General features: G+C 67.2%; 22 protein-coding genes and 2 pseudogenes. 11 read left to right on the top strand and 13 right to left on the bottom strand.

The features are described from left to right. Positions 1-97: 97 nt before the first annotated feature. Positions 98-1,093 (bottom strand): AraD1 family protein, encoded by a 996-nt coding sequence (gene araD1, locus BMZ43_RS14720; protein WP_093254595.1) that lies wholly within the window; start codon positions 1,091-1,093, stop codon positions 98-100. Positions 1,094-1,195: 102 nt separating this feature from the next. Here araD1 and BMZ43_RS14715 point away from each other — a divergent pair, with 102 nt between their 5' ends. Beyond that, positions 1,196-2,119, top strand: a complete 924-nt coding sequence (locus BMZ43_RS14715) for a LysR family transcriptional regulator (protein WP_068383839.1) — start codon at positions 1,196-1,198, stop codon at positions 2,117-2,119. Positions 2,120-2,270: 151 nt separating this feature from the next. On the opposite strand, the gene cysB is transcribed toward BMZ43_RS14715, so the two are convergent. From cysB to BMZ43_RS14700, 3 genes are all read right to left on the bottom strand, one after another. Beyond that, positions 2,271-3,245 carry an HTH-type transcriptional regulator CysB gene (gene cysB, locus BMZ43_RS14710; protein WP_017641921.1) on the bottom strand — a complete coding sequence of 325 codons (975 nt, stop codon included), beginning with the start codon at positions 3,243-3,245 and terminating at the stop codon, positions 2,271-2,273. Between the two features lie 112 nt (positions 3,246-3,357). After that, complete coding sequence (locus BMZ43_RS14705; protein ID WP_017641920.1) at positions 3,358-3,840, bottom strand: universal stress protein; 483 nt, start codon at positions 3,838-3,840, stop codon at positions 3,358-3,360. Positions 3,841-3,948: 108 nt separating this feature from the next. Then, on the bottom strand, positions 3,949-4,275 hold the full coding sequence (locus BMZ43_RS14700; RefSeq protein ID WP_068383835.1) for a thioredoxin family protein: 327 nt from the start codon (positions 4,273-4,275) through the stop codon (positions 3,949-3,951). 165 nt (positions 4,276-4,440) lie between these two features. Between BMZ43_RS14700 and BMZ43_RS14695 the strand changes: the two genes are divergently transcribed. After that, positions 4,441-5,520: a 3-deoxy-7-phosphoheptulonate synthase gene (locus BMZ43_RS14695; protein ID WP_017641918.1), complete on the top strand. Its 1,080-nt coding sequence runs from the start codon at positions 4,441-4,443 to the stop codon at positions 5,518-5,520. 58 nt (positions 5,521-5,578) lie between these two features. On the opposite strand, the gene BMZ43_RS14690 is transcribed toward BMZ43_RS14695, so the two are convergent. After that, positions 5,579-5,860: a GNAT family N-acetyltransferase gene (locus tag BMZ43_RS14690; RefSeq protein WP_064307454.1), complete on the bottom strand. Its 282-nt coding sequence runs from the start codon at positions 5,858-5,860 to the stop codon at positions 5,579-5,581. A gap of 448 nt (positions 5,861-6,308) precedes the next feature. Between BMZ43_RS14690 and BMZ43_RS14685 the strand changes: the two genes are divergently transcribed. Continuing rightward, the gene (locus BMZ43_RS14685; RefSeq protein WP_007160560.1) at positions 6,309-6,560 is read left to right on the top strand and encodes an Lpp/OprI family alanine-zipper lipoprotein; all 252 of its coding nucleotides are present in this window, start codon (positions 6,309-6,311) and stop codon (positions 6,558-6,560) included. A 122-nt stretch (positions 6,561-6,682) separates the two neighbouring features. Here BMZ43_RS14685 and BMZ43_RS14680 read toward each other — a convergent pair whose 3' ends face one another. The 3 genes from BMZ43_RS14680 to BMZ43_RS14670 form a co-directional block, all read right to left on the bottom strand. Then, positions 6,683-7,660 carry a L,D-transpeptidase family protein gene (locus BMZ43_RS14680; protein ID WP_017641916.1) on the bottom strand — a complete coding sequence of 326 codons (978 nt, stop codon included), beginning with the start codon at positions 7,658-7,660 and terminating at the stop codon, positions 6,683-6,685. Positions 7,661-7,734: 74 nt separating this feature from the next. Then, on the bottom strand, positions 7,735-8,016 hold the full coding sequence (locus BMZ43_RS14675; RefSeq protein WP_017641915.1) for a hypothetical protein: 282 nt from the start codon (positions 8,014-8,016) through the stop codon (positions 7,735-7,737). Positions 8,017-8,114: 98 nt separating this feature from the next. Beyond that, positions 8,115-8,669, bottom strand: a complete 555-nt coding sequence (locus BMZ43_RS14670; RefSeq protein ID WP_256562955.1) for an arylesterase — start codon at positions 8,667-8,669, stop codon at positions 8,115-8,117. Between the two features lie 148 nt (positions 8,670-8,817). Here BMZ43_RS14670 and BMZ43_RS14665 point away from each other — a divergent pair, with 148 nt between their 5' ends. The 4 genes from BMZ43_RS14665 to BMZ43_RS14650 all read left to right on the top strand — a co-directional run bounded on the left by BMZ43_RS14665 (position 8,818) and on the right by BMZ43_RS14650 (position 13,751). Beyond that, positions 8,818-9,492, top strand: a complete 675-nt coding sequence (locus BMZ43_RS14665) for an ABC transporter ATP-binding protein (protein ID WP_017641913.1) — start codon at positions 8,818-8,820, stop codon at positions 9,490-9,492. Then, the gene (locus BMZ43_RS14660; RefSeq protein WP_068383834.1) at positions 9,489-11,999 is read left to right on the top strand and encodes an ABC transporter permease; all 2,511 of its coding nucleotides are present in this window, start codon (positions 9,489-9,491) and stop codon (positions 11,997-11,999) included. The genes BMZ43_RS14665 and BMZ43_RS14660 overlap by 4 nt, the downstream gene beginning before the upstream one ends. Positions 12,000-12,002: 3 nt before the next feature. Then, positions 12,003-12,506, top strand: a complete 504-nt coding sequence (gene greB, locus BMZ43_RS14655) for a transcription elongation factor GreB (protein ID WP_068383832.1) — start codon at positions 12,003-12,005, stop codon at positions 12,504-12,506. A 168-nt stretch (positions 12,507-12,674) separates the two neighbouring features. Beyond that, positions 12,675-13,751: a GGDEF domain-containing protein gene (locus BMZ43_RS14650; RefSeq protein ID WP_177344815.1), complete on the top strand. Its 1,077-nt coding sequence runs from the start codon at positions 12,675-12,677 to the stop codon at positions 13,749-13,751. Here BMZ43_RS14650 and BMZ43_RS14645 read toward each other — a convergent pair. Both BMZ43_RS14645 and BMZ43_RS14640 read right to left on the bottom strand, forming a co-directional pair. After that, on the bottom strand, positions 13,735-14,040 hold the full coding sequence (locus BMZ43_RS14645) for a hypothetical protein (protein WP_064307449.1): 306 nt from the start codon (positions 14,038-14,040) through the stop codon (positions 13,735-13,737). The two genes, BMZ43_RS14650 and BMZ43_RS14645, sit on opposite strands and share 17 nt — an antisense overlap. 153 nt (positions 14,041-14,193) lie before the next feature. Further along, positions 14,194-15,624, bottom strand: coding sequence for an MltF family protein (locus BMZ43_RS14640; protein ID WP_064307448.1), 1,431 nt, complete (start codon positions 15,622-15,624; stop codon positions 14,194-14,196). An 88-nt stretch (positions 15,625-15,712) separates the two neighbouring features. On the opposite strand from BMZ43_RS14640, the gene BMZ43_RS14635 reads away from it, so the two are divergent. The 4 genes and pseudogenes from BMZ43_RS14635 (at position 15,713) to BMZ43_RS14625 (ending at position 18,232) form a co-directional block, all read left to right on the top strand. After that, positions 15,713-16,543 (top strand): TatD family hydrolase, encoded by an 831-nt coding sequence (locus tag BMZ43_RS14635; protein WP_017641907.1) that lies wholly within the window; start codon positions 15,713-15,715, stop codon positions 16,541-16,543. Between the two features lie 160 nt (positions 16,544-16,703). Then, positions 16,704-17,114 (top strand): annotated as a pseudogene (locus tag BMZ43_RS27410) (HAMP domain-containing protein); the annotation flags it as partial. Between the two features lie 333 nt (positions 17,115-17,447). Beyond that, positions 17,448-17,978, top strand: a pseudogene (locus BMZ43_RS27405) (methyl-accepting chemotaxis protein); the annotation flags it as partial. Positions 17,979-18,052: 74 nt separating this feature from the next. Continuing rightward, positions 18,053-18,232, top strand: coding sequence for a hypothetical protein (locus BMZ43_RS14625; protein ID WP_017641905.1), 180 nt, complete (start codon positions 18,053-18,055; stop codon positions 18,230-18,232). On the opposite strand, the gene BMZ43_RS14620 is transcribed toward BMZ43_RS14625, so the two are convergent. The 3 genes from BMZ43_RS14620 to BMZ43_RS14610 are packed head-to-tail and all read right to left on the bottom strand — an operon-like array spanning position 18,214 to position 22,090. Beyond that, the gene (locus BMZ43_RS14620; protein ID WP_093254582.1) at positions 18,214-20,223 is read right to left on the bottom strand and encodes a transglutaminase TgpA family protein; all 2,010 of its coding nucleotides are present in this window, start codon (positions 20,221-20,223) and stop codon (positions 18,214-18,216) included. The two genes, BMZ43_RS14625 and BMZ43_RS14620, sit on opposite strands and share 19 nt — an antisense overlap. Continuing rightward, a complete protein-coding gene (locus tag BMZ43_RS14615) occupies positions 20,220-21,203 on the bottom strand; it encodes a DUF58 domain-containing protein (protein WP_256562940.1) in 984 nt (327 codons plus the stop codon). The genes BMZ43_RS14620 and BMZ43_RS14615 overlap by 4 nt, the downstream gene beginning before the upstream one ends. Continuing rightward, the gene (locus tag BMZ43_RS14610) at positions 21,173-22,090 is read right to left on the bottom strand and encodes an AAA family ATPase (RefSeq protein ID WP_026083939.1); all 918 of its coding nucleotides are present in this window, start codon (positions 22,088-22,090) and stop codon (positions 21,173-21,175) included. Before BMZ43_RS14610 ends, BMZ43_RS14615 begins: the two co-directional genes overlap by 31 nt. Between the last annotated feature and the right edge of the window lie 73 nt (positions 22,091-22,163).

Below are 22,163 nucleotides of genomic sequence, written 5' to 3'. Positions count from 1 at the left end.
TCTTCGAAAGGGTGGCACGCTCAGCGTCTGAGCGGCCGGACCAGCCTGTGCGATACCCACTCTAGCATTCGCATAGTCAGCAGTCATCATACAACTATCAGAGTTGGCGGACCTGCCCTGGCTGGAAGGCTGCCGTGCCGGTCTTGACGCCATTGCTCAGCGGCTCGCCGAATTCCGGCACCGCGATCTCGAATCTGTCGCCCGGCTCGACGCGGACGCCATCGGCGAAGGACAGGGTCGCCGTGCCGAAGAAATGCACATGGACATCGCCCGGCCGTAGGAACTGCGCATACTTGAAGTGGTGACATTCCAGGTTCTCCAGGCTGTGGCACATGTTGTCCTCGCCTGAAAGAAACTCCTTCTCCCAGACCACCCGCTCGCCGCGACGGATCCGGCTGGTGCCCGCCAGATGACGCGGCAGCTCACCGGTACGCAGCGCCGGACCGAAGCTGCAGTAGCGTAGTTTGGAATGGGCCAGATAGAGATAGTTCTTGCGTTCCATCACGTGGTCGGAGAATTCGTTGCCCACCGCATAACCCAGGCGATAGGGCTTGCCGTCGTCGCCGATCACGTAGAGACCGGTCAGCTCGGGCTCTTCCCCCGCGTCCTCGGCGAATTCCGGCAGCGGGATGTCGGCACCGGGACGCACCAGGATGCCGCCGTCGCCCTTGTAGAACCATTCCGGCTGGGCACCGGCGCTACCCGCTGCAGGCCGACCGCCCTCCACGCCCCATTTGAACATGCGCATGGAGTCGGTCAGCTTGGCCTCTTCCTGGCTGTTCTGCTGGTGCATCTTGTCGCGGGTAGCGGCGCTGCCCAGGTGGGTCAGGCCGGTTCCGGTGACCAGGCAGTGCGCCGGATCTTCATGGTCCAGCGGCGGCAGCAGACGGCCGCCGTCGAGCAGCTCGGCATAGGCTGGTCCGGGCTCCAGGCCCAGGGTCTGCACCTGAGACTCTAGCGAAACGCCGGCACGGATGGCCTGCAGCGCCAGGGTCCGGGTGCTGGTGGCACCGCGGACCTGCTGGACTTCGCCGCGCTCGACCACGCCGACGCGACGCTGGCCCTGTTGGTCTTCGAACTGAATCAGGTGCATGGCATTCTCCTTGTTGGTTATCGCCTGAGGAAGACTTTACTCGGCGCTACAGGGCCTGCCTAATGAGAACTCCCTATCCCGTGATAACCAACGGTTATTCCCATGCTGCCATCCCTGGGCTCCATCGCCTCTCGCCTACGCCTGCGTCAACTACGGTTGCTGATCGCCCTCGACGAAGAAGGCTCGCTGCACAAGGCCGCCGAACGCATCGCCATTTCCCAGCCCGGGGCCACCAAGGCCCTGCACGAAATCGAAAGCACCCTGGGCGCCACCCTCTTCCTGCGCACCCACCAGGGCCTACAGCCCAATGACCTGGGCCGCTGCGTGATCCGCTATGCACGACTGATCGAGAGCGACCTGGCCCATCTGCGCGAAGAGATGCTCGGCATCCTCCAGGGGGAAGGCGGCCGTCTGGCAGTGGGGGTGATCATGGGCGCCGTGCCGCGATTGATCGCCGCGGTGTCCCGCCTGGGCGCGGCGCAACCCCAGCTCGGCATCGAGATCATCGAGGACACCAGTGTGCGCCTGCTCGATTTGCTCGACGCCGGCCGCATCGAACTGGCCATCTGCCGCAGCAGCGTCAGCCGTCGTCCGGATGCCTATGACTGCCTGGAGGTGCGCGAAGAGCGGCTGGAGATCGTCTGCCATCCCCGCCATCCCCTGGCCGAGGCGCCAGAGCTGAGCCTGGCCGACCTGGTCGACAGTCGCTGGATCGTCTATCCGGCCAATCTGCCGATGCGCCTGACCCTGGAACGGGAATTCCGCGCGGCGGAGCTGGAGTTTCCTCGCTATCCGGTGGAAACCGCCTCCACCTTCACCCTGCTCGGCTTGCTGCAGGAAGACCCCAACCAGGTGGCCATGCTGCCCAGCGACATCGCCCAGTTCGGCGCAAGACACGGCCTGCTGCGTCGCCTGCCGGTCGTCCAGCGCACCCGCAACGAACCCTATTCGATCCTGGTGCGCCAGGGCGCGGGGTTGTCGGCCGCGGCGCAGCTGCTGCTGGAGCAGTGGCGGTTGGAGGGGTGAGGTAGGTGGGCAAACGCATCGCGGCCATGGGCCGCTCCTACATTAGCGTCCGTGCTTGTAGGAGCGGCCCATGGCCGCGATTGGTCTGACTTGCTGCAGCGGCCGCATCGGCGGACCGCCGTGGCCGCGATAACGCCGCTAAGAAGCCCTCTTAATACGTCGGCAGCGTCACCCCATGGAACAGCGTCTCCAGCTCCTGGCGGGTCGGCGTCTGCATGGCCTCGGTCAACACATCGCGGGTCAGGTGTGGCGCGAAGCGGCCGATGAAGTCGCACATGAAGCCGCGCAGGAAGGTGCCGCGGCGCAGGCCAATCTTGGTCACGCTGGCTTCGAAGAGGTGGCTGGCGTCCAGGCAGACCAGGTCGGCATCGGCTTTGTGATCCACCGCCATGTCGGCGACGATGCCCACGCCCAGGCCCAGGCGCACATAGGTCTTGATCACGTCGGCGTCCGCGGCGGTCAGCACCACGTTGGGTTCCAGCCCGTGACGGGCAAAGGCCTCGTCGAGCTTGGAGCGCCCGGTGAAGCCGAAGACGTAGGTCACCAGCGGCTGTTCCGCCAGTTGTTCCAGGGTCAGATTCTCGACCTTGGCCAACGGATGGTTCTGCGGAACGATGACGCAACGGTTCCAGCGATAGCAGGGCATCATCACCAGATCATTGAAGCGCTCCAGGCCTTCGGTAGCGATGGCGAAGTCGACGGTGCCGTCGGCGGCCATCTCGGCGATCTGGGTCGGCGAGCCCTGATGCATGTGCAGGGCCACGTCCGGATACTGCTTGATGAACTCGCTGATCACGTCCGGCAGCGCATAGCGCGCCTGGGTGTGGGTGGTGGCGATGGACAGGGTGCCCTTGCGCTCGTTGGAGAATTCCTGGGCGATCTGCTTGATGCTCTCGCACTTGCGCAGGATCTCGCCCGCGGTCTGGATGATGCGCTCGCCGGCCGGCGTTACCCGGGTAAGGTGCTTGCCGCTGCGGGCGAAGACCTCGACCCCCAGCTCGTCCTCGAGCAGGCGGATCTGCTTGCTGATGCCGGGCTGCGAGGTATAGAGGCTCTGGGCCGTGGCGGAGACGTTCAGATCGTGGTGGGCGACTTCCCAGATATATCGCAACTGTTGCAGCTTCATGCCGGCTCCTCGCTGACCCATGCGCAAGCATATAACAGTAAAGCAGGCTTCAAGCTTTTTCTAGACCGAAATCGAATTAAGTCGCTGGGGGACAAGGGCTGACGCTGGCGGATCACCCCTGGCGCAGCGGCACCAGGTACACAGGGATGCGCGCGGTCTGCAGCAGGCGGCTGGCAGTACGACCCAACGGCGCGACCTGGGCATCGCCCTGGCTGCGACTGCCGATCACCAGCAAATCCGCGGCGAACTCCTGAGCCTGCTTGAGGATGACCACTGGCGGATCGCCCTGCACCACCCGTACGGCCCTCACCAGGCCCACGGTGGCGGGGGTTTCCTGCAGGTCCTCGCGCAGGGACTCGAACACCTGCTGTTCGATGGTCTCCAGGACGAGGTCCAGACCGCCATTGCGCAGGCGATCCAGAGATTCGCCATCCAGATACTGCTGCAGCAGGGTGGAGGCCAGGAGGCCGAGCGGCTCCACCACATGGACGACATACAGCCGGGCCTGATGGATGCGAGCGAGATTCAAGGCGTGCTGAAAGACATAGGACGAACACAGGCCCAGGTCCGTGGCATAGAGCAGCGAGCGGATCACGATTCCTCCTGGCCAGATCAGCCGATCAGGCCGGTACGACGCGGGATAGCCCTTTCCAGCGTAGCAGGGGATTGCGGTTCACGCTGCGAACCGCACACCAGAGCCCTTTCAGGGCAGCTCCTCGGGCTCGCGCTCCGCGGCGGTCAGGATCGCCGCCACCAGCGCCGGCTCCCGTAGCGGCGCCTGCACCGGACCGAGAAAATCGCCATCCCGGACCAGGAACAACGCCGGCAGATGAAAGACGCCATAGCGCTGCACCAGTCCCCCGCTGCGTTCGGCATCCACCCAGTACAGTCGCTCGACCGGCAACGTCGCCACAGGCAGTACCTGGCGTGCCAGGCGGCAGGTGGCGCAGCCAGCGCTGGTAAAGATCAGCAGCGAGCGCCCAGACGCCGCCAGCAGGACGGCATCCGCCGTGCCATCGTCCAATTCCATCGCTTCCTCGTCGCGATCATCGCCAAAGCCCGCCCTCGGGCGCGCCAATAGCGTCGTAACCATTGTGAGCGGGCGGGACACGCGTTAAGGTGCCCCACCCTCTCCACCGTATTTTGCCTGCACGGGCCCCGTCCTGTCGCAGCGCCGTGACCGACGAGTAGCACCATGGCCGCACAGCCCCGCCTTAACGACCTCAACATCGAAGCCAACGAGCCGCTCATCACGCCCGAGCAGCTCAAACAGGAGATCCCGCTGAGCGATCTCGCCGCCGACACCGTCGCCCAGGGCCGCCAGGTCATTCGCGACATCCTCGACGGCAAGGACCATCGCCTGTTCGTGGTGATCGGCCCCTGCTCGATCCATGACATCAAGGCCGCCCACGAATACGCCGAGCGGCTCAAGACCCTGGCCGCCCAGGTCAGCGACAGCCTCTATCTGGTCATGCGCGTCTACTTCGAGAAACCCCGGACCACGGTGGGCTGGAAGGGTCTGATCAACGATCCCTATCTGGACGACTCCTTCAAGATCCAGGACGGCCTGCACATCGGCCGCCAGCTGCTGCTGGACCTGGCGGAAAAGGGCCTGCCCACCGCCACCGAGGCCCTGGATCCCATCTCCCCCCAGTACCTGCAGGACCTGATCAGCTGGTCGGCGATCGGCGCCCGCACCACCGAATCCCAGACCCACCGGGAAATGGCCTCGGGCCTTTCCTCCGCGGTCGGCTTCAAGAACGGCACCGACGGCAGCCTGACCGTGGCCATCAATGCCCTGCAGTCGGTTTCCAGCCCGCACCGCTTCCTGGGTATCGACCAGCGCGGCCAGGTTTCGGTGGTGATGACCAAGGGCAATCCCTACGGCCACGTGGTGCTGCGCGGCGGCAACGGCAAGCCCAACTACGATTCGGTCAGCGTCACCCTGTGCGAGCAGGCGCTGGTCAAGGCCAAGGTCAAGCCGAACATCATGGTCGACTGCAGCCACGCCAACTCCAACAAGGATGCGGCCCTGCAGCCGCTGGTGATGGACAACGTCGCCAACCAGATCGTCGAGGGCAACAATTCCATCGTCGGCCTGATGGTGGAAAGTCACCTGGGCTTCGGCAGCCAGCCGATTCCGGCGGATCTGTCGCAGCTGGAGTACGGCGTCTCGGTGACCGACGCCTGCATCGACTGGGCCATGACCGAGAAGAGCATTCTCGACATGCACCGCAAGCTCAAGGATGTGCTGCCGCGCCGCGCGCGCAGCTGATCCAGCAGCGGATACGAAAACGCCGGGCTCAGCCCGGCGTTTTTCATGGCGCGGCCGTTTAGGCCAGCGGCGTCACCTGGCCACGCCGCTCCAGGTAGTGCTCCACATAGGAGCAGGAGGGAATGACGCTGTAGCCGCGACTCTCGGCGTAGTTCAGCGCATGCTCGGTCAGCCGCGCTGCCAGGCCGCGCCCACGCAGGGTATCGGGTACGAAGGTGCGATAGAAATCCATCGTCTGCTTGCCCAGATCCATATAGGCGAGATAGGCGCGCTGGCCGTCGACGGAAAGCTGGAACTGATGATTGGCTTCATCGTGTTCCACGTGCAGGGACTCGTTCATGACTACTCCTTGGCGGTTTGGCTCCGCCTTATCCATTGTTATCGGTGTACCCGAAGACGAGAACGCACCCTTCCTGTGCGGGACTGAGCCACAGCGCGTCAGACCCCTCCGGAAGAAGCAGGTTCTGACCAGCCGTCGCACCGAGAAATCACACTATATCAGGCGGCATACGCGGGAGCAGGCGCGGCTTTGAACTTGACAACTTCCGGTCATCCTCTAACGTTTTGTTTTGAAACGTTCGTGGCTTTCAGCCATCCAAGCAGTTGCTGATACCGGCTGCACGCATTCGGGGACGAACTCGGGGGAGCGAAGGAGGATTTCCGCAAAAAATCTTTCTTCAACGGGTTTAGCTCAGTTTACTTACGACCGGTAATGAGTAGTATGTAGCCGCAATTTTCCACCTGGAAAATTGATCTTAAAACAGGATGTCTACCTCAAGGGGTTTACGATGAACAATGCTCTGAAATTCGCCGCCCTGGCTCTGGCCGCTGCTCTGGCCACTGGTTGCAGCACCGCTAACAAGGAAAGCGAAGCTCGCCTGACCGCTACCGAAGACGCCGCTGCCCGCGCCCAGGCTCGTGCTGACGAAGCCTACCGTCACGCTGACGAGGCTCTGGCCGCCGCTCAGAAAGCTCAGCAGACCGCTGACGAAGCCAACGAGCGCGCCCTGCGTATGCTGGAAAAAGCCAGCCGCAAGTAAGCGCCTCGGCTGGAAAGGCGAGTGGCAACAGTCGCCTTTCCCGGAGCAAACAAAAAGCCCGCCATCTCAGATGGCGGGCTTTTTGTTTGCCTGGCCGGCTGAGCGCGCTCAGCCAGTCCAGCTCACAGCGACTTGGCGGGCGCCTTGGCCACCGTACCGGTAACCATGCCGGCAGGCAGGTCGGCGATTTCCACCGGCAGGCCGTCCTGGCCCTGGACCACGTCACGCACCGTGTTCCAATTCACCGCGCTGTTGGCCTGCAGCAGGTCGTCACGCTTGATCAACGCATTGACCACCGCGGCCTGACGGTCGATCTCGGTCGGATCGCCCTTCACCGTCACCGGCTGATGAGCTTCCAGATAGAGCTTGCCCTGGCTCACGCCGAACTTGTAGGGCTCATCGATGATGCGCACCGGGGTACCCACGGGCAGCATGCTGACCAGTTCGGTCACATTGAAGTTGTACATGCGGAAGCAGCCATGGCTGACCTGCATGCCGATGCCGAATTTCTTGTCCGAGCCATGGATCAGATAGCCAGGCAGGGTCAGGCGGATCTTGTAGGGACCCAGGGGATTGTCCGGACCGGGCGGCACCACCTTGGGCAGCGGATCGCCTTCGGCGGCGTGCTCGGCACGCACCGACTCCGGCGGATACCAGGCCGGATCCTTGATCTTGTCCACCACCTTGGTCACGCCGATGGGCGAGCCCCAGCCTTCGCGGCCGATGCCCAGCGGATAGGTGAACACCGAGTGACCACCCTTGGGGTAGTAGTACATACGGTACTCGGCGATGTTGATGACGATGCCTTCGCGCGGGCCGGGCGGCAGGATGAAGCGCGTCGGCAGCACGATCTCGGTACCGGCGCCCGGCAGCCAGGCATCCACGCCCGGGTTGGCGGCCACCATCTCGGTGTAGCCCAGATCGTACTTCTGGCCGAGGTCGGCAAAGGTGTCTTCGTAGGCGGCCTTGATGACCTGAACCTCGCCGACCACGTCTTCACCGGGCGGCGGCAGCGGCAACTCCAGTGCCTGCGCCGTACCCGCGCTCAACAGACCAAACAGCGAGAGGGAACCGACCAGGGTCGAAACGCGCGCGGGCATGGGATGAATCCTTGCAAGGAGCAAAAAGGTGACGGCGCGAATTGTACACGCCTCGATCCGCGTCCGGCAGGGCCTCAAAAAGCCTGTAACGGATTGGGCAGCCCCCGTTTGGCGCCTTGCAACCGCTGCAGGCAGGCCGGGCACAGGGTCTTGAGCGCCAGTCCGCGGCGATCCAGCGGGTGCAGCCGCGGCCGCGCCGGCAGCAGGGTGCCGCACAGGGTCCGGTCGGTAGGCGAGCCCAGCTCCAGCTGCCGGGCGACGATATGGACCCGACCCTCGCGGCAGGCGAACAGGTCGAGCTGGGCATCGGGCTGGATCAGCTGATAGCCGTGCATGGACCGGGAAAGGCGGGACATCGGGATACTCCAGGGGCGGTTCCGCCGGGCGGTCGATTGGCCGGACCGGCGGGGCGCGCAACCTTAGCGGAAAGCCCCGTCGGGGAAAAGTCCGACGTTCAGTCGCGCAGCAGCGGCTGCAGCTGCGGCCAGGCGTTGTCCAGCAGCCGTTGCTGGGCATTGGCTTGGGGATGAATGCCGTCCGGCTGCATGAAGGCGGGATCGCCCCCTACCCCTTCGAGCAGGAAGGGCACCAGGGCCACCTGCTGGGCCTTGGCCACGTCCGTGTAGACCTGGGCGAAGCCGTCGGTATAGCGCGGCCCGTAGTTGGGTGGCAGGCGCATGCCCAGCAGCAGGACACGGGCACCCTGGGCCTTGGCCTGCGCCACCAGGGCGGTGAGGTTGCGCTCGATCTGGGCCAGGGGCTGACCGCGCAGGCCGTCGTTGCCGCCCAGCTCGACGGCCACCACCTCGGGCTGGTGATCGGCCAGCAGTCTGGGCAGTCGCGCCAGGCCACCGGTGGTGGTGTCGCCGCTGATGGAGGCATTCACCACCTGATAGTCGAGCTGTTGCTCCTGCAGGCGCCGCTCCAGCAGCCGCACCCAGCCCTGACCCTCGGCCAGGCCGTAGCCAGCGCTGATGCTGTCGCCCACCACCAGCAGGGTGCGCGCCATGGCCAGCGGTGTCAGGGTCAGACAGAGCAGGGCCAGCAGCCAGGCAATGCCTTGGCGCAAAGGTGCGCTGGACTTCGTCCGGCTTTTTGACTCTAACTCGCCACAGCCGCCCGCGTGCGGGCCCCTCGAATACGGCATCGGATACCTCATGAGCGAAGTCATTTTGCTGGCACGCGACCTTAGCAAGGTCGTCACGGGCGCGGAAGGCGCGCTGCCAATCCTCCAGGCGCTGGATCTGCAACTGGAAGCCGGCGACAGTTTGGCCATCGTCGGCAGCTCGGGTTCCGGCAAGTCCACCCTGCTGGGGCTGCTGGCCGGTCTCGACCTGCCCAGCAGCGGCGAGGTGCATCTCGCCGGCCAGCGCCTGGACACCCTCGACGAAGACGCCCGCGCCCGCCTGCGTGCGGAACGGGTGGGCTTCGTCTTCCAGTCCTTCCAGTTGCTGGACAGCCTCACCGCGCTGGAAAACGTCATGCTGCCGCTGGAGCTGGAGGGTGCGCGCCAGGCCCGCGAGCAGGCGGTGGCCCTGCTCGAACGGGTCGGCCTGGGCGAGCGACTGCGGCACTACCCGCGCCAGCTCTCCGGGGGCGAGCAGCAGCGGGTGGCCCTGGCCCGCGCCTTCGCCCCGCGCCCCAGTATCCTCTTCGCCGACGAGCCCACCGGCAATCTCGACAGCCGCACCGGCGCCCACATCAGCGATCTGCTGTTCGAGCTCAATCGCGAGCGGGGCACGACCCTGGTGCTGGTGACCCATGACGAGCGCCTGGCCGCGCGCTGCGCCCGCCAACTGCGCCTGGAAGGCGGCCGGCAGGTCGCGGCATGAGGCGCACCGGTCTACCGCTGAAGCGGCTGTTCGGACTGGCCTGGCGCCAGAGTCTGCGCGAGCTCCGCGCCGGCGAGATCCGCATGCTCTGCCTGGCGCTGGTGGTGGCGGTCGCCGCCAGCGTCGCCATCGGCTACTTCACCGCCCGCCTCGGCGCGGGCATGGAAAATCGCGCCAGCGAATTCCTCGCGGCCGACCTGGTGCTGCTGGGCAGCGAACCGGCGCGACCGGAGCAGGTGGACGCCGGTCTGCGGCTCGGCCTCGACCACAGCCGCTCGCTCAACTTCAGCACCATGGCGGCGGGTGCCGAGGCCCTGCAGCTGGCCAGCGTCAAGGCGGTCCAGGCCAACTTTCCGCTTCGCGGCGAGGTGCGCAGCGCCGTGGCGCTAGAGGCGCCCGACCAGCCGGGTGGCGCCCCGGCGCCCGGGGAGGCCTGGGTCGAGCCGCGCCTGCTGCTGGCCTTGGACGCCAAGGTCGGGGATCGCCTGGACATTGGGCGCAAGACCCTCACCATCACCCGGGTGCTCACCTATGAACCGGATCGCGCCGGTGACTTCTACAGCCTGACGCCGCGGGTGCTGATCAATCTCGACGACGTGGCCGCCACCGGGGTCATCCAGCCCGGCAGCCGGGTGCGCTATCGCGAACTCTGGCGCGGCGAAGCCCAGGCCCTGGCCGCCTATCGCCAGGCGCTCACGCCGGCTCTGGCCGCCAACCAGCGCTTCGAGGGACCGGGCGACGGCAATCGGCAGCTGGGTGACGCCCTGGAGCGCGCCCAGCGCTATCTCGGCCTGGCCAGTCTGGTGGCGGTGGTGCTGGCGGGCGTGGCCGTGGCGCTGTCGGCCAATCGCTTCGCCACGCGGCGCTTCGACGCCAGCGCCCTGCTGCGTTGCCTGGGCCTGACCCGCCGTGACGCCCTGCTGCTCTATGGCCTGCAACTGGGCCTGCTGGGGCTGGCGGCGAGTCTGCTCGGCGCCCTGCTCGGCTGGCTGGCACAGCTGGTGTTGTTCGAACTGCTGCACGGACTCCTGCCAGCGCGCCTGCCAGCGGCCGGGATAGGTCCGGCGCTGGCCGGCATGGGTACCGGGCTGGTGGCCCTGGTCGGCTTCGCCCTACCGCCCCTGGCCGCCCTGGGCCGGGTACCGCCGCTGCGGGTACTGCGCAGCGATCTGCAACCCGTGCCCCTGCGGACCTGGCTGGTCTACGGCTGCGCCCTGCTCGCCCTGGGGCTGATCATGTGGCGCCTGTCGCTGGATCTGCGCCTGACCCTGGCGCTGCTGGTGGGCGGCCTGGTCGCCGGCCTGCTGTTCGGCAGCCTGCTGTACCTGGCCCTGCGCGGCCTGCGTCGGGCCATGCAGGGTGCGCCCCTGGCCTGGCGGCTGGGTCTGGGCCAGTTGCTGCGTCATCCACTGGCGGCGGTGGGCCAGACCCTGGCCTTCGGCCTGATCCTGCTGGCCATGAGCCTGGTGGTGCTGCTGCGGGGCGAGCTGCTGGAGCGCTGGCAGGCGCAACTGCCGGCCGAAGCGCCCAATCACTTCGCCCTCAATGTGCTGCCGGACGAGCGCCAGGCCTTCGCCACGGCGGTGGCCGGCCTTTCACCCCACGCCAGCCCGCTCTATCCCATCGTCCAGGGCCGCCTGGTCAGCGTGAAGGGCCATCCGGCCCAGGAAGGCCTGGAGGACGACTCCCGCGGCGGTCGCGCCACTCGACGCGACCTCAATCTGACCTGGTCGGCTGGGTTGCCGGATGGCAACCGCCTGGAAGCCGGTCACTGGTGGGATGCGCTGCCCGCGGGCGATCTGCCCGGCGTCTCGCTGGAAAGCGAGCTGGCGCGCAGCCTCGGTGTTGGGCTGGGCGACACCCTGGGCTTCGTCATCGGCGACCGCCAGATCGAGGCGCGAGTCAGCAGTCTGCGCCAGGTCGGCTGGGACAACTTCCAGCCCAACTTCTTTGTCATCTTCGCCCCGGGCGCCCTGGAAGACGTGCCTTTCACCTACCTGGGCAGCTTCTACCTGCCGCCCGGCCACGACCGCGAATTGCTGGCCCTGGCCCGGCAATTCCCGGCGGTGACCCTGCTGCCCATCGACGCCTTGCTCGACCAGCTGCGCAGCATCCTGCGCCAGGTCAGCGTGGCGGTGGAATTCGTGCTCCTGTTCGTGCTGGCCGCCGGTATCGCCGTGCTGCTGGCCGGCTTGCAGGCGACCCTCGACGAGCGCATTCGCCAGGGTGCCCTGCTGCGTGCGCTAGGCGCCCGGCGGGAGTTGCTGCAACGAGCGCGGCGGACCGAATTCATCCTGCTCGGCGGCGCCAGCGGCTTGCTCGCGGCGCTCGGTTGCGAGATCGTCAGCGCCCTGCTCTACCGGCTGGCCTTCGACCTGGACTGGCAACCCCATCCCTGGCTGCTGCTCTTGCCGGTGCTGGGCGCCCTGCTGGTCGGCGCGGCCGGTCTGCTGGGCACGCGGCGGGCCATTACCGCCAGTCCGTTACTGATCCTGAGAGAAAGCTGATCCATGAGTCGTTATCGTCCGCCGCGCACCGTCGGCACGCCGCTGATCACCGCCGCCGGCGAAGCCCGGCTGCGCGCCGAACTCCACGAGCTGTGGAACGTGCGCCGGCCCCAGGTCACCCAGGCGGTGAGCGAGGCGGCCGCCCTGGGGGATCGTTCGGAGAACGCCGAGTACATCTACGGCAAGAAGATGCTGCGCGAGATCGACAGCCGGGTACGCTTCCTGCGCAAACGCCTGGAAAATCTCAAGGTGATCGACGAGCGGCCCGCCGATCCTACCAAGGTCTACTTCGGCGCCTGGGTCACCCTGGAAGACGAAGCGGGCGCCGAAAAGCGCTACCGCATCGTCGGCCCGGACGAACTGGACCTCAGGCAGAATCTCATCAGCATCGACTCGCCCCTGGCGCGCGCCCTGGTGGGCAAGGCACTGGACGCGGAAGTCCGCCTGCAGACGCCGGCCGGCGAACAGTGCTGGTATATCGTCGAGATCGAGTACCTCGATAACTGATCGCTTCGGCAGGCGCTTCCGTCTGAAAAAATGTGATTCAAGTCACATAAATAGGGCAACATCTAGGGCGCAACTGGCGGAGGACCGCCACCTTCTCAAGCAAGGATTCGCTGCATGAGAGCGCCGACGCTTTACGCTTTGCCTAATCAACGCCTACTGCGCTGGCTCGTGACCAGCCGGGACCCGCTCGACGAAAATCTGCTGCGGCAGCTGCTGGCCGGCCCGTTTTCCTCGCGGGGCTCTATGTTCGTCGGGGCCCTGAACAGTCTGTTGATCAGTTGGACCTGCGCCCTCCTGCATCCCACGCCCTTGTTCATCGGCTGGATGATTCTCGATACCCTGATCTGGATCACCCGCCTGTTGCTGCTGCACTGCATCCAGCTGATGGAAGGGCTCGCGCCGCCGCGGCTCAGCGAAGTCTCCCTGCTACTCGGGCTGCTGTGGACGGCCACCCTGGGCCTGGGCACGGCCGCCTGCGTCCTCAGCGGCGATGTGGTGCTGCAGGTGCTGGGCTGTACCTCGGCGGTGGCCATGAACGGTGCCATCACCATGCGCAACCAGGGCATCCCGCGCTATGCCTTCTTGCAGATCCTGCTGACCGACATCCCGATGAAACTGGCCACCCTGTTCCAGCCCGAGCCCATGCTGCGACTGTTCCTGCTGCAGGCACCGCTCTATCTGACGGCCAACTGGATGCTGCTGGACAGGCTCAACCGCACCCTGGTGCGCGCCCTGACGGCCGAAGTCGATAGCCGTTGGCATGCCACTCACGACAGCCTGACCGGACTCTACAATCGCGCTGGCATTCTCGCGCTGCTCGAAGGCGCCCTGTACCGGCCTCGCTCGGAGTCCGGGCGCGTAGCGGTCTTCTATATCGATCTGGACGACTTCAAGGGCGTGAACGACTCCCAGGGCCATGCTGCCGGCGATCGTCTGCTGCAAGCCTGCGGCGAGGTGTTGACCCTGAGCGTGCGGCAGAGCGATTTCGCCGGACGCCTGGGCGGCGACGAGTTTCTGCTGGTGATGCAGGACGCCACCGAAGACGGGGCTCGGGACCTGGCCCGGCGTATCCTCGGACGCCTGGTGTCACAGGGCACGAGCGTGAGCATCGGCATCGCCCTGCAGCGGGCCATGGAGGACAGCCCGACCCTACTGGCGCGGGCGGACCAGGCGCTCTACACCACCAAGCTCGGCGGCAAGGGCGGCTTCAGGCTGGCGGATACCTGTGCTAGCGCCGTCGGGTAATCACGCCCTGGCGCGCCACCCGAGTCAATTCCCGCACCAGGGCTGCGAGACCGGCTTGGCCCGGCGACTGCACCACGGCGAAGTCGAAGCTGTCGTCGCCGAAGCCGCGCAACTGCTCGGCGCGGTCGGCGAAACGGATCTGCAGGGTACGGCTGTGGGGCCAGCGCTTGGGCCAGCCTTCGAGATAACGCAGCAGGGTGGGCTGGTCGGGACCGCCGAGCAGGATGGCCGGATGACAGGCGAGCTTGCCCTGGGTGAGCGGGGTAAGGCGTAGCGGGAGCGGTAGCATGGACGAAATTCCGCCTCGTGGATCCAGCTGGGCGGTAGTACGAGGCCTGTTCCGTCCAGCGCTTTAGCGGTATTTGGGAGCGCCCCGCAAGTTGCTGTTTAAATCGGCGCAGGATCATCCTAGGGAGGGCTCGACCGCCCTGTCAAGCGACCCTCAACCGTCTTCGTGCCTGGCACCTTTGGCGTTCGTCGTGGCCACTGCCGGCGCTTCGAGACGCGCTCGTTCGCGACTGAAGGCCACCCGATACTTGTTGACGCTGGCCACGTAGTTGACCACCCCGATGCCCACCTCCTCGGCGGCGATGCGTTCGACCTGGAAGAACCAGCGATCACCGTCCAACCCCTGTTTGCGGGCCTTGGCCCTGAGCGCCTGGACGCGCTCCGGCCCCAGGTTGTAGGCCGCCAGGGTAAAGGCACGGCGCTCGCGCTCGGTCAGGCGTGGACTGGAAAAGAATTCCCGGCGCAGGCGAGCCAGATAACGGGTGGCGGCCTTGACGTTGTCTTCGGCGGAATGCAGGTTGCGCACCCCGACACTGCGCGCCGCCCGGGGGGTGATCTGCAGCAATCCCGCGGCGCGTCCGGCGCCGCGGGCGTGGGGATCCAGGCCGGACTCCTTGTAGGCCATGGCGGCCAGGGTCAGCCAGTCGAAGTCGTAAGCCTTGGCGTAGCGTTGCAGCAGCGGTCGCACCTGGGCCAGGCGCTTGCGGTCGTGGGCTTGCAGCGGATCGCGCACCTGGTAGCGGCGCGCAGAGGCCTGGCGAAAGGCCTTGTCGTCGTCATGCGCCTGGGGTTGCCGGGCGAAGGCCCGTATCCGTTCGGCGAGCTGGTGCGCTGGGGCGCGCAGATACCAGAGCTGTGCCTGGTCATGGGCCACCACCACCCGATCGGCCACCCGCAGACGCGACAGCACCCGCGCCCAGCGATGGGCCAGCCCGGACTCGACGACGGTGAGCGGATAGATGCCGGCCTGGGTCAGTTCCAGGACGTCTTCCACCGCCAGGGTCGGATCGGCCCACTCGACCTGTACCGGCCGCAGCCGGCGCCTTTCCAACTGGGCGTTGAGCCGTGCCAGGGCCGGGCCGGCGGCGCTGCCCTGGGGCAGCACCACCCGGCGCCCGGCCAGTTGCTCCAGCTGACGCGGCAGGCGCTGGCCGCGCCCACCCACCACCACCAGGCTGGTGGGCGCCGCCACCGACGCGGCGATCAGCGCCGAATGCGGCGGTGGCAGCAGGGTTTCGCCCGGCGCCACCAGATCGCCCTCGCCTCTCTGCAGCGCCGCCAGCAGATCGTCCTTGGCCTTGGGGACAAGGACCAGGCGCAACGTCCGGCCCCCCGGTTGATGCCGCAGGTAGCGGGCGAAGGCCTCCAGGCGCCGATACTCGATGCCCAGGGCCTGACCGTTCCATTCGCCGGAGCTGTGACGACTCTGGTTGACCAGGACGCGCAATTCTCCGGCACGCTCGATGGCGACCAGGTCGCGGGCCGCGACATGGCGCGGCGCCTCGGGTGGCAGGGCGCCGAGCCGCGCCTGGGCGGAACCGGCGAGCAGGCAGCCGAGGATGGCAAGGGTGAATCGAAACGGCATCCAGGACTCCTGACCTGGCCGGGACAGCGCCGATAGCACCCGGACTACGGATAGAATGAGAGAACAAAGTCTGTAGAAGGTCCGCACCATGCAATTGATCGACATCGGCGTCAACCTCACCCACCCCAGTCTGCTCAAGGAAGTGGACGCGGTGATCGAGCGGGCCCAGGCCGCCGGTGTGATGCAACTGGTGCTGACCGGTACCACCCTGGAAGACAGTGAGAACGCCCTCAATCTCTGCCTGCGCCTGGACGCGGGCGAAGCGCTGTTCAGCACCGCCGGCGTCCATCCCCACGAAGCCTCGACCTGGAACGCGGCCGCTGCCAGGACCCTGCGTGACCTGGTCAGCCAACCCAAGGTGCGGGCCCTGGGCGAATGCGGCCTGGATTTCAATCGCGACTTCACCCCGCGACCGCAGCAGGAGCGCTGCTTCGAGGAACAGCTGGCGCTGGCCGCCGAACTACACCGCCCGGTGTTTCTCCATGAGCGCGACGCCAGCGAGCGAATGCTGGCGATCCTGCGCGACTATCGCGACCATCTGCCGGCGGCGGTGGTGCACTGCTTCACCGGCGAGCGCAAGGCGCTCTATGGCTATCTGGATCTCGACCTGCACCTGGGCATCACCGGCTGGATCTGCGACGAGCGCCGTGGCCTGCACCTGCACGAGCTGGTCGGGCAGATCCCGGTCGGGCGGCTGATGCTGGAAACCGATGCCCCCTACCTGCTGCCACGCACCCTCAGACCCAAGCCGCGCCATGGCCACAACGAACCGGCCTTCCTCCCCGAGATCCTGCGTACCGTGGCGCGCCTGCGCGACGAAACGGCCGAGCAGACCGCCCTGCACACCACCGCCACCGCTCGTGCCTTCTTTGCGCTGCCGGAGATCGCCGTGCCAGAGCGGGTCGAGGAATTCGACTAGGCGCAGGACGCCGCTGCGCTAAAGTCGAGGCCGTGCGGGCCGTTAAACTCAGGGCTTGTTCCACGGCGTTGCGCCCCTGTTCGCGGGACGTTGACGCCAGTCAAGATCCGGGGCGCGCCGGCCTGCCAGGCTGTGCGGCCCCGCCGACTGGAGGCCCCCTATGTTTGCCTGGCTGCGCGATATCTCTCTCAAGTACAAGTTCTGGGCGGTCAATGCCGTCGCCTTCGTCACCAGCCTGCTGCTGGTGCTGTTCGCCATGCAGCTGGAAGTCTCCGGTCGCGCCGAACAGCTCAAGGCGGTCAAGGCCGCCGTGGGCGACGCGGCGGCCAAGCTGAGCGCCCCGACCTTCGGCGACATCTTCATCGCCCGGGCGCCGGAATACGCCCTGGCCGTGGGTGTGCTGATGCTGGTGCTGCTGGTGGCCTCGCAGCTCTTGATCCGCTTCATCCTCGGCAATCTGCAACGCCTCAAGGACACCATGCTGCGGGTGGAGCGCGACGGCGATCTCACCGCCCGGGTCGAGGTGCGCGGGCATGACGAGGTCGGGCAGATGACCCAGGCCTTCAACGCCATGCAGGACAGCTACACCCGCGTCGTCGGTACCGTGGCCGCCAGCGCCTCGCGGTTGGACGAAGGCGCCGGGCGCCTGGCCAGCGGCATGCAGGGCGTCCGCGGCGGCATGCAGGATCAACAGCACGAGACCGATCAGGCCGCCACCGCCATCAACGAGATGAGCGCCACCGTGCAGCAGATCGCCGAGCACGCCGCCGGCACCCGCGACCAGTCCCAGGAAGCCGACCGCCTGGCCGGCGCCGGCCAGCAGGCGGTGGAGCGCGTCAGCCATTCCATCGCCGACCTCTCCCAGGGCGTGCAGCAGACCGCGGTGATGATCCAGGAGCTGGCCGAGAACAGCGAGCGCATCACCAGCGTGGTCAACGTCATCCACGGCATCGCCGAGCAGACCAACCTCCTGGCGCTCAACGCCGCCATCGAAGCCGCCCGCGCTGGCGAGGCCGGCCGTGGCTTCGCCGTGGTGGCCGACGAGGTGCGCAACCTGGCCAAGCGCGTCCAGGGTTCCACCGACGAGATCACCCGCATGGTCGACGGTCTCCAGGCGGGCACCCGCGATGCCGTGGAATTCATGCGCGAGAGTTCGCTCAAGGCCGACGACTGCGTGGTCCAGGCCGGCGCCGCCGGGCAGGCCCTGGCCGACATCACCGCCGCCGTGACCCTGATGCGCGACAGCAACACCCAGATCGCCGTGGCCGCGGAACAGCAAGCCCAGGTGGCGGAAGAGATGAGCAGGTCGGTTGTAGGCATCCGCGATGTCACGGAAAGGACCATGCTGCTGACGCAGGAGTCGGCCAGCACCAGCACCGAACTGGCCGCCCTCGCAGGAACCCTGAATCAGGCGATCCGCCAGTTGCGCCTATAGCCTCCATAGCGAGAGCGCATTCGCACGGTTGCCCGACAGGCGGCAAGATGCCCGCACGTTTTCGGAGAACCGTCATGCGCTCGGTCACCACCCTCACTTCCGCCGTGCTGTTGTTGCTGGGCCTGGGCTGCATTGCCCAGGCGCTGGGCAATGCACACCCTCAACCGCTGATCCTGGCGGCCGTCGTCTGCCTGGTAGCCTTCGCCCTGCAAGCGCCTGACGCCCTTCCCGTGCCTCAGTCGCTGCGCGCCTGACGGCCACGCAGCTGGCGTTTCAATCGCTTCAGCGTCCCGGCCAGAGCCGCCGTGTCCTGCGGCCGACCGGCATAGCGCTGCGCCTGGAATTCCTGGGCAAAGGCCAGGATCGCCGCGCGTGCCGCTGGCAGTTCCGCCATGGCGCGCCCGGCGAAGCGGCCAGCCGTTTCGCCGCTTTTGCGCGTCACCCCCTGGCGTGCCAGCAGGCGTTCGAACTGGGCGAAGCGTGCCAGCAAGGGATCCCGGGTCCGCTGCCAGGGCTTGAGCACCAGCAGCGTCATCACCCCGAGCACGCCCAATACCAGCAGCGCCAGGAGCAGCCCCAGCCGTTGCAATGAGCCCTCGCCGAGCAACCGCTTGAGCAATTCGCCCTGGGTATCCTCCTGGTAGTTGAGCACCCACCGCTGCCAGCCGTAGTTGATCCGGTCCCAGCCCAGACGCAGCTCATTGAGCCAGGCCAGGTTGCGATAGCGATTGGCGGCGAAGGGGTTGTCCGCGAGGAATTCACTGGCCGCGCCCTGGGCCGCCAGGGCCTCCTGCAAGCCGCGCTCGACCCGCTCGGGCGCCACCTGGGCAGTAGGATCGACGCTGATCCAGCCCCGCCCCGGCAGCCAGTACTCCACCCAGGCATGGGCATCGAATTGCTGCACCAGCAGATAGCCACCCGCGGCATTGAATTCGCCACCTTGGTAGCCCGCCACCACCCGCGCCGGGATACCTGCCACCCGCAAGGCGAAGGTCATGGCGCCGGCATAGTGGGCGCAGAAACCGCGACGGTTATCGAAGAGAAAGGCGTCGATGGCATCGACGCTGGCCGTGGGCGGCTGCAGGGTGTAGACGAAGGGCTGCTGGCGGAAGTAGGCCAGGATCGCCTGGGCCAGGGCTTCAGGGGTCGGCGCACGCGCCTTGAGCCCGGTCACCCAGGCGCGGGTGCGCGGTTCGCCGCCGCTGGGCAGCTGCAGCGCTCGGCGCTGGCTGGACGCAGACAGCCGCTCCGCCTCGCGGGTCGCCTGTGGCCAACTGGATACCCGATAGAGCAGCGCCTGGTCCACCGGACGGCGGCGCTGCAGATGGAAGTCGCTGGCCAGGCGCACGTCACGCTGATCGCTGCGCGCCACGTCCAGGCCATAGAGCCAGGGTCGACCGCTCGGCTCCATCACCACCTGATAGTCCAGCCGGGGTCCAACGGGCGTCCAGGCCGGCTCCGGACTCCAGGCTGTGTCGGGGTCGACCGACCAGCGCGCGCCATCGAAGCGCTCGTAAGTGGTGGCGCGCCAGTAGAGATCGCGCTGCGCCGGCCGCTCGCCGTCGAAGCTCACCCTGAACACCCGCTCGGCGGACTGCGACAGCTGGGCGATCTCCCCGGGCGCCATGCTGTCGCCCAGCCCGGTGCGCGCCTGGTCGCCCGGTTGCGGCAGCGACCACAGCGGACCGATACGGGGAAACACCAGGAACAGCAGCAGCATCAGGGGCACCGCCTGCAGCAGCAGCGTGCCGGCGACCCTGAGGGTCGCCAGCGGGCGGCTGGCCAGGGTGCTCTGCTGCAGCCCGATCAACGCCGCCACCAGGGCGGTCACCGGCAGCAGGCTGTAGAGCGCGGCGAGCAGGCCGTCCTCGAACAGGTAGGCGATCACCACGGAAAAGAAACCCAGGTAGATCACCACCAGGGCATCGCGGCGACTGTGCATCTCGATCAGCTTGAGGGCGAAGGTCACCAGCAGCAGCACGGCGCCGGCGTCCAGGCCGATGAAGGAGCCGCGCGACAGCCAGATGCCGCCCATGGTCAAGAGCAGCAGGCCGCCCTTTTCGATCCGCGTCGGCGCCCGCACCCTCATGCGAAACAGCAGCACCCGCCAGCCGGCGCAAAAGGCCCAAAGCAGCCCGACCCAGGGCGGCAGATGGGTGAGGTGCGGCAGGATCACCAGGGCCTGGGCCACCAGCAGCCAGATCAGGGCGATGCGCGGAATGGGTTGCGGCACGGCGCCACTCATGCCGGCCACCCGAACAGGGCCAGAGCCTGCAGCGCCGCGTTGCGATGGCTTTCGCCGCTAGCCGGCGGCAGCTCTACCCCGGGCACCCTCAGGCCGAAGCGCAGCTGGCGAGCGCTGCAATCGAGCACCGCCTGGCACAGCCAGGACAGCCGCGTCTCGGTGTCGCCATCGAGCACGCTGAAATCCAGCCAGAGTTCGCTACCGGCCAGGGCGGTGAAGTCCTTGACCAGCAAGCCCTGGCCCCGGGAAAAAGCCTTCCAGTCCAGCCGCCGGCGCGAATCGCCCGGCTGATAGGGCCGCAGCCCCTGGAAGTCGTCGGCGCCCTGCCCCGTCTGGCGCTGGCCCTCTTCGCTTCCGGCAGCCTGGCCACTGCGTAGCGGTGTCGTGGTCGCCAGTGGCTGCGGGTAGACCAGGGCGCGTACATCCAGGTCCAGCCAGCTCCAGGCGACGAACAGGCCAAGGGGGAAACGGCTCTCCACCCGCAGTCGCCCGGGCCCCAGCCAGCCACGGCTCGGCGCCGGATGAAAGACCTGCAGGGCGACACTCTCCCCCGCTGGTACGTCGCTGAGCACCAGCGGCTCGTTGCGCCAGCCCAGGGCGATCCCCTGGTGCGCTCGGCGATCGCTCTCCAGGCGCAGGCGAAAGCCGGCGGCCTCTCCGGCGAACACCGGGCTGGCGCCGCCACTGGCCAGTTGCAGGCCGGCCAGGTTGCGATAGGTGTGCAACATGGCCACCAGCGCCAGGGAAAACAGCAGGAAGGTCAGGCCATAGGCCAGGCTGTTCTGGTAGTTGATGCCGGCCAGCAGCATCAGCAGCAGGGCGATGGCGAAGGCGCCGCCCTGGCGGGTGGGCAGAATGAAGATGCGCCGCTGATCGAGGGTGATGCGCGTGGCCGGGGGAATCCGTCGGGCCAGCCAGCCGTCTCGATAGCGCTGCCAGGCGCCGCCGGTCACAGCGCCGGGACTTCGCGCAGCAGCCATTGCACCAGGGCGCCGCCACCGTGCCCGGCGGGATCGGCGATGTCGCGCAGCCGATGCCCGGCCACCGCTGGCAGCACCGTCTGGACATCCTCGGGCAGCACATGGTCACGGCCCGCCAGCAGCGCCCAAGCCCGCGCCGCGGCCAGCAGCGCCAGGCTGCCGCGGGGCGACAGGCCGAGGGCGAAGGAGGTCTGGGTGCGGGTGGCTTCCACCAGGCGCAGTACGTAGTCCACCACCGCCTCGCTGGCATGGATGCGCGGCACCTCGGCCTGGATCAGCCGCAGCTGGGCGTGATCCAGCAAGGGCTCCAGCCGCGGCAGCTGGTCGCGTCCGGAGCCGCCGAGCAGCAGCGCCCGTTCCGCGGCGCGGCCGGGATAGCCGAGCGACAGCCGCATCAGGAAGCGATCGAGCTGGGATTCCGGCAGGGCGAAGGTGCCGCCCTGGGAGACCGGATTCTGGGTGGCGATGACGAAGAAGGGATCGGGCAAGGGCCGGGTGGCGCCCTCAATGGTCACCTGTCCCTCTTCCATGGCTTCCAGCAGCGCGCTCTGGCTCTTGGGCGTGGCGCGATTGATCTCGTCGGCCAGCAGCAACTCGGCGAACACCGGCCCGGGATGGAAGACGAACTGGCCGCTGTCGCGATCGAACACCGAGGTGCCGAGGATATCGCCGGGCAAGAGATCCGAGGTGAACTGGATACGCTGGAAGGACAGCCCCAACACCTTGGCCAGGGCATGGCTGAGGGTGGTCTTGCCCATGCCGGGCAGGTCTTCGATCAGCAGGTGCCCCCGTGCCAGCAGGCAGGCCAGCGCCAGCCTGACCTGGGTTTCCTTGCCCAACAAAACGCCGTCTACCGCCTTGAGACAGGCGTTCAACCTATCGTGCATACCCTGAGGTCTCTCGCCTTGCGCCGACGCGAGAAGGCGTCGGCCTGCAGAACGAGAATAGCAGCACCTTTTG

The sequence above is a fragment of the Pseudomonas sp. Snoq117.2 genome (assembly GCF_900110545.1).
Lineage (GTDB): Bacteria > Pseudomonadota > Gammaproteobacteria > Pseudomonadales > Pseudomonadaceae > Chryseomonas > Chryseomonas benzopyrenica.
This window is presented reverse-complemented; position numbering and strand designations above follow the sequence as displayed.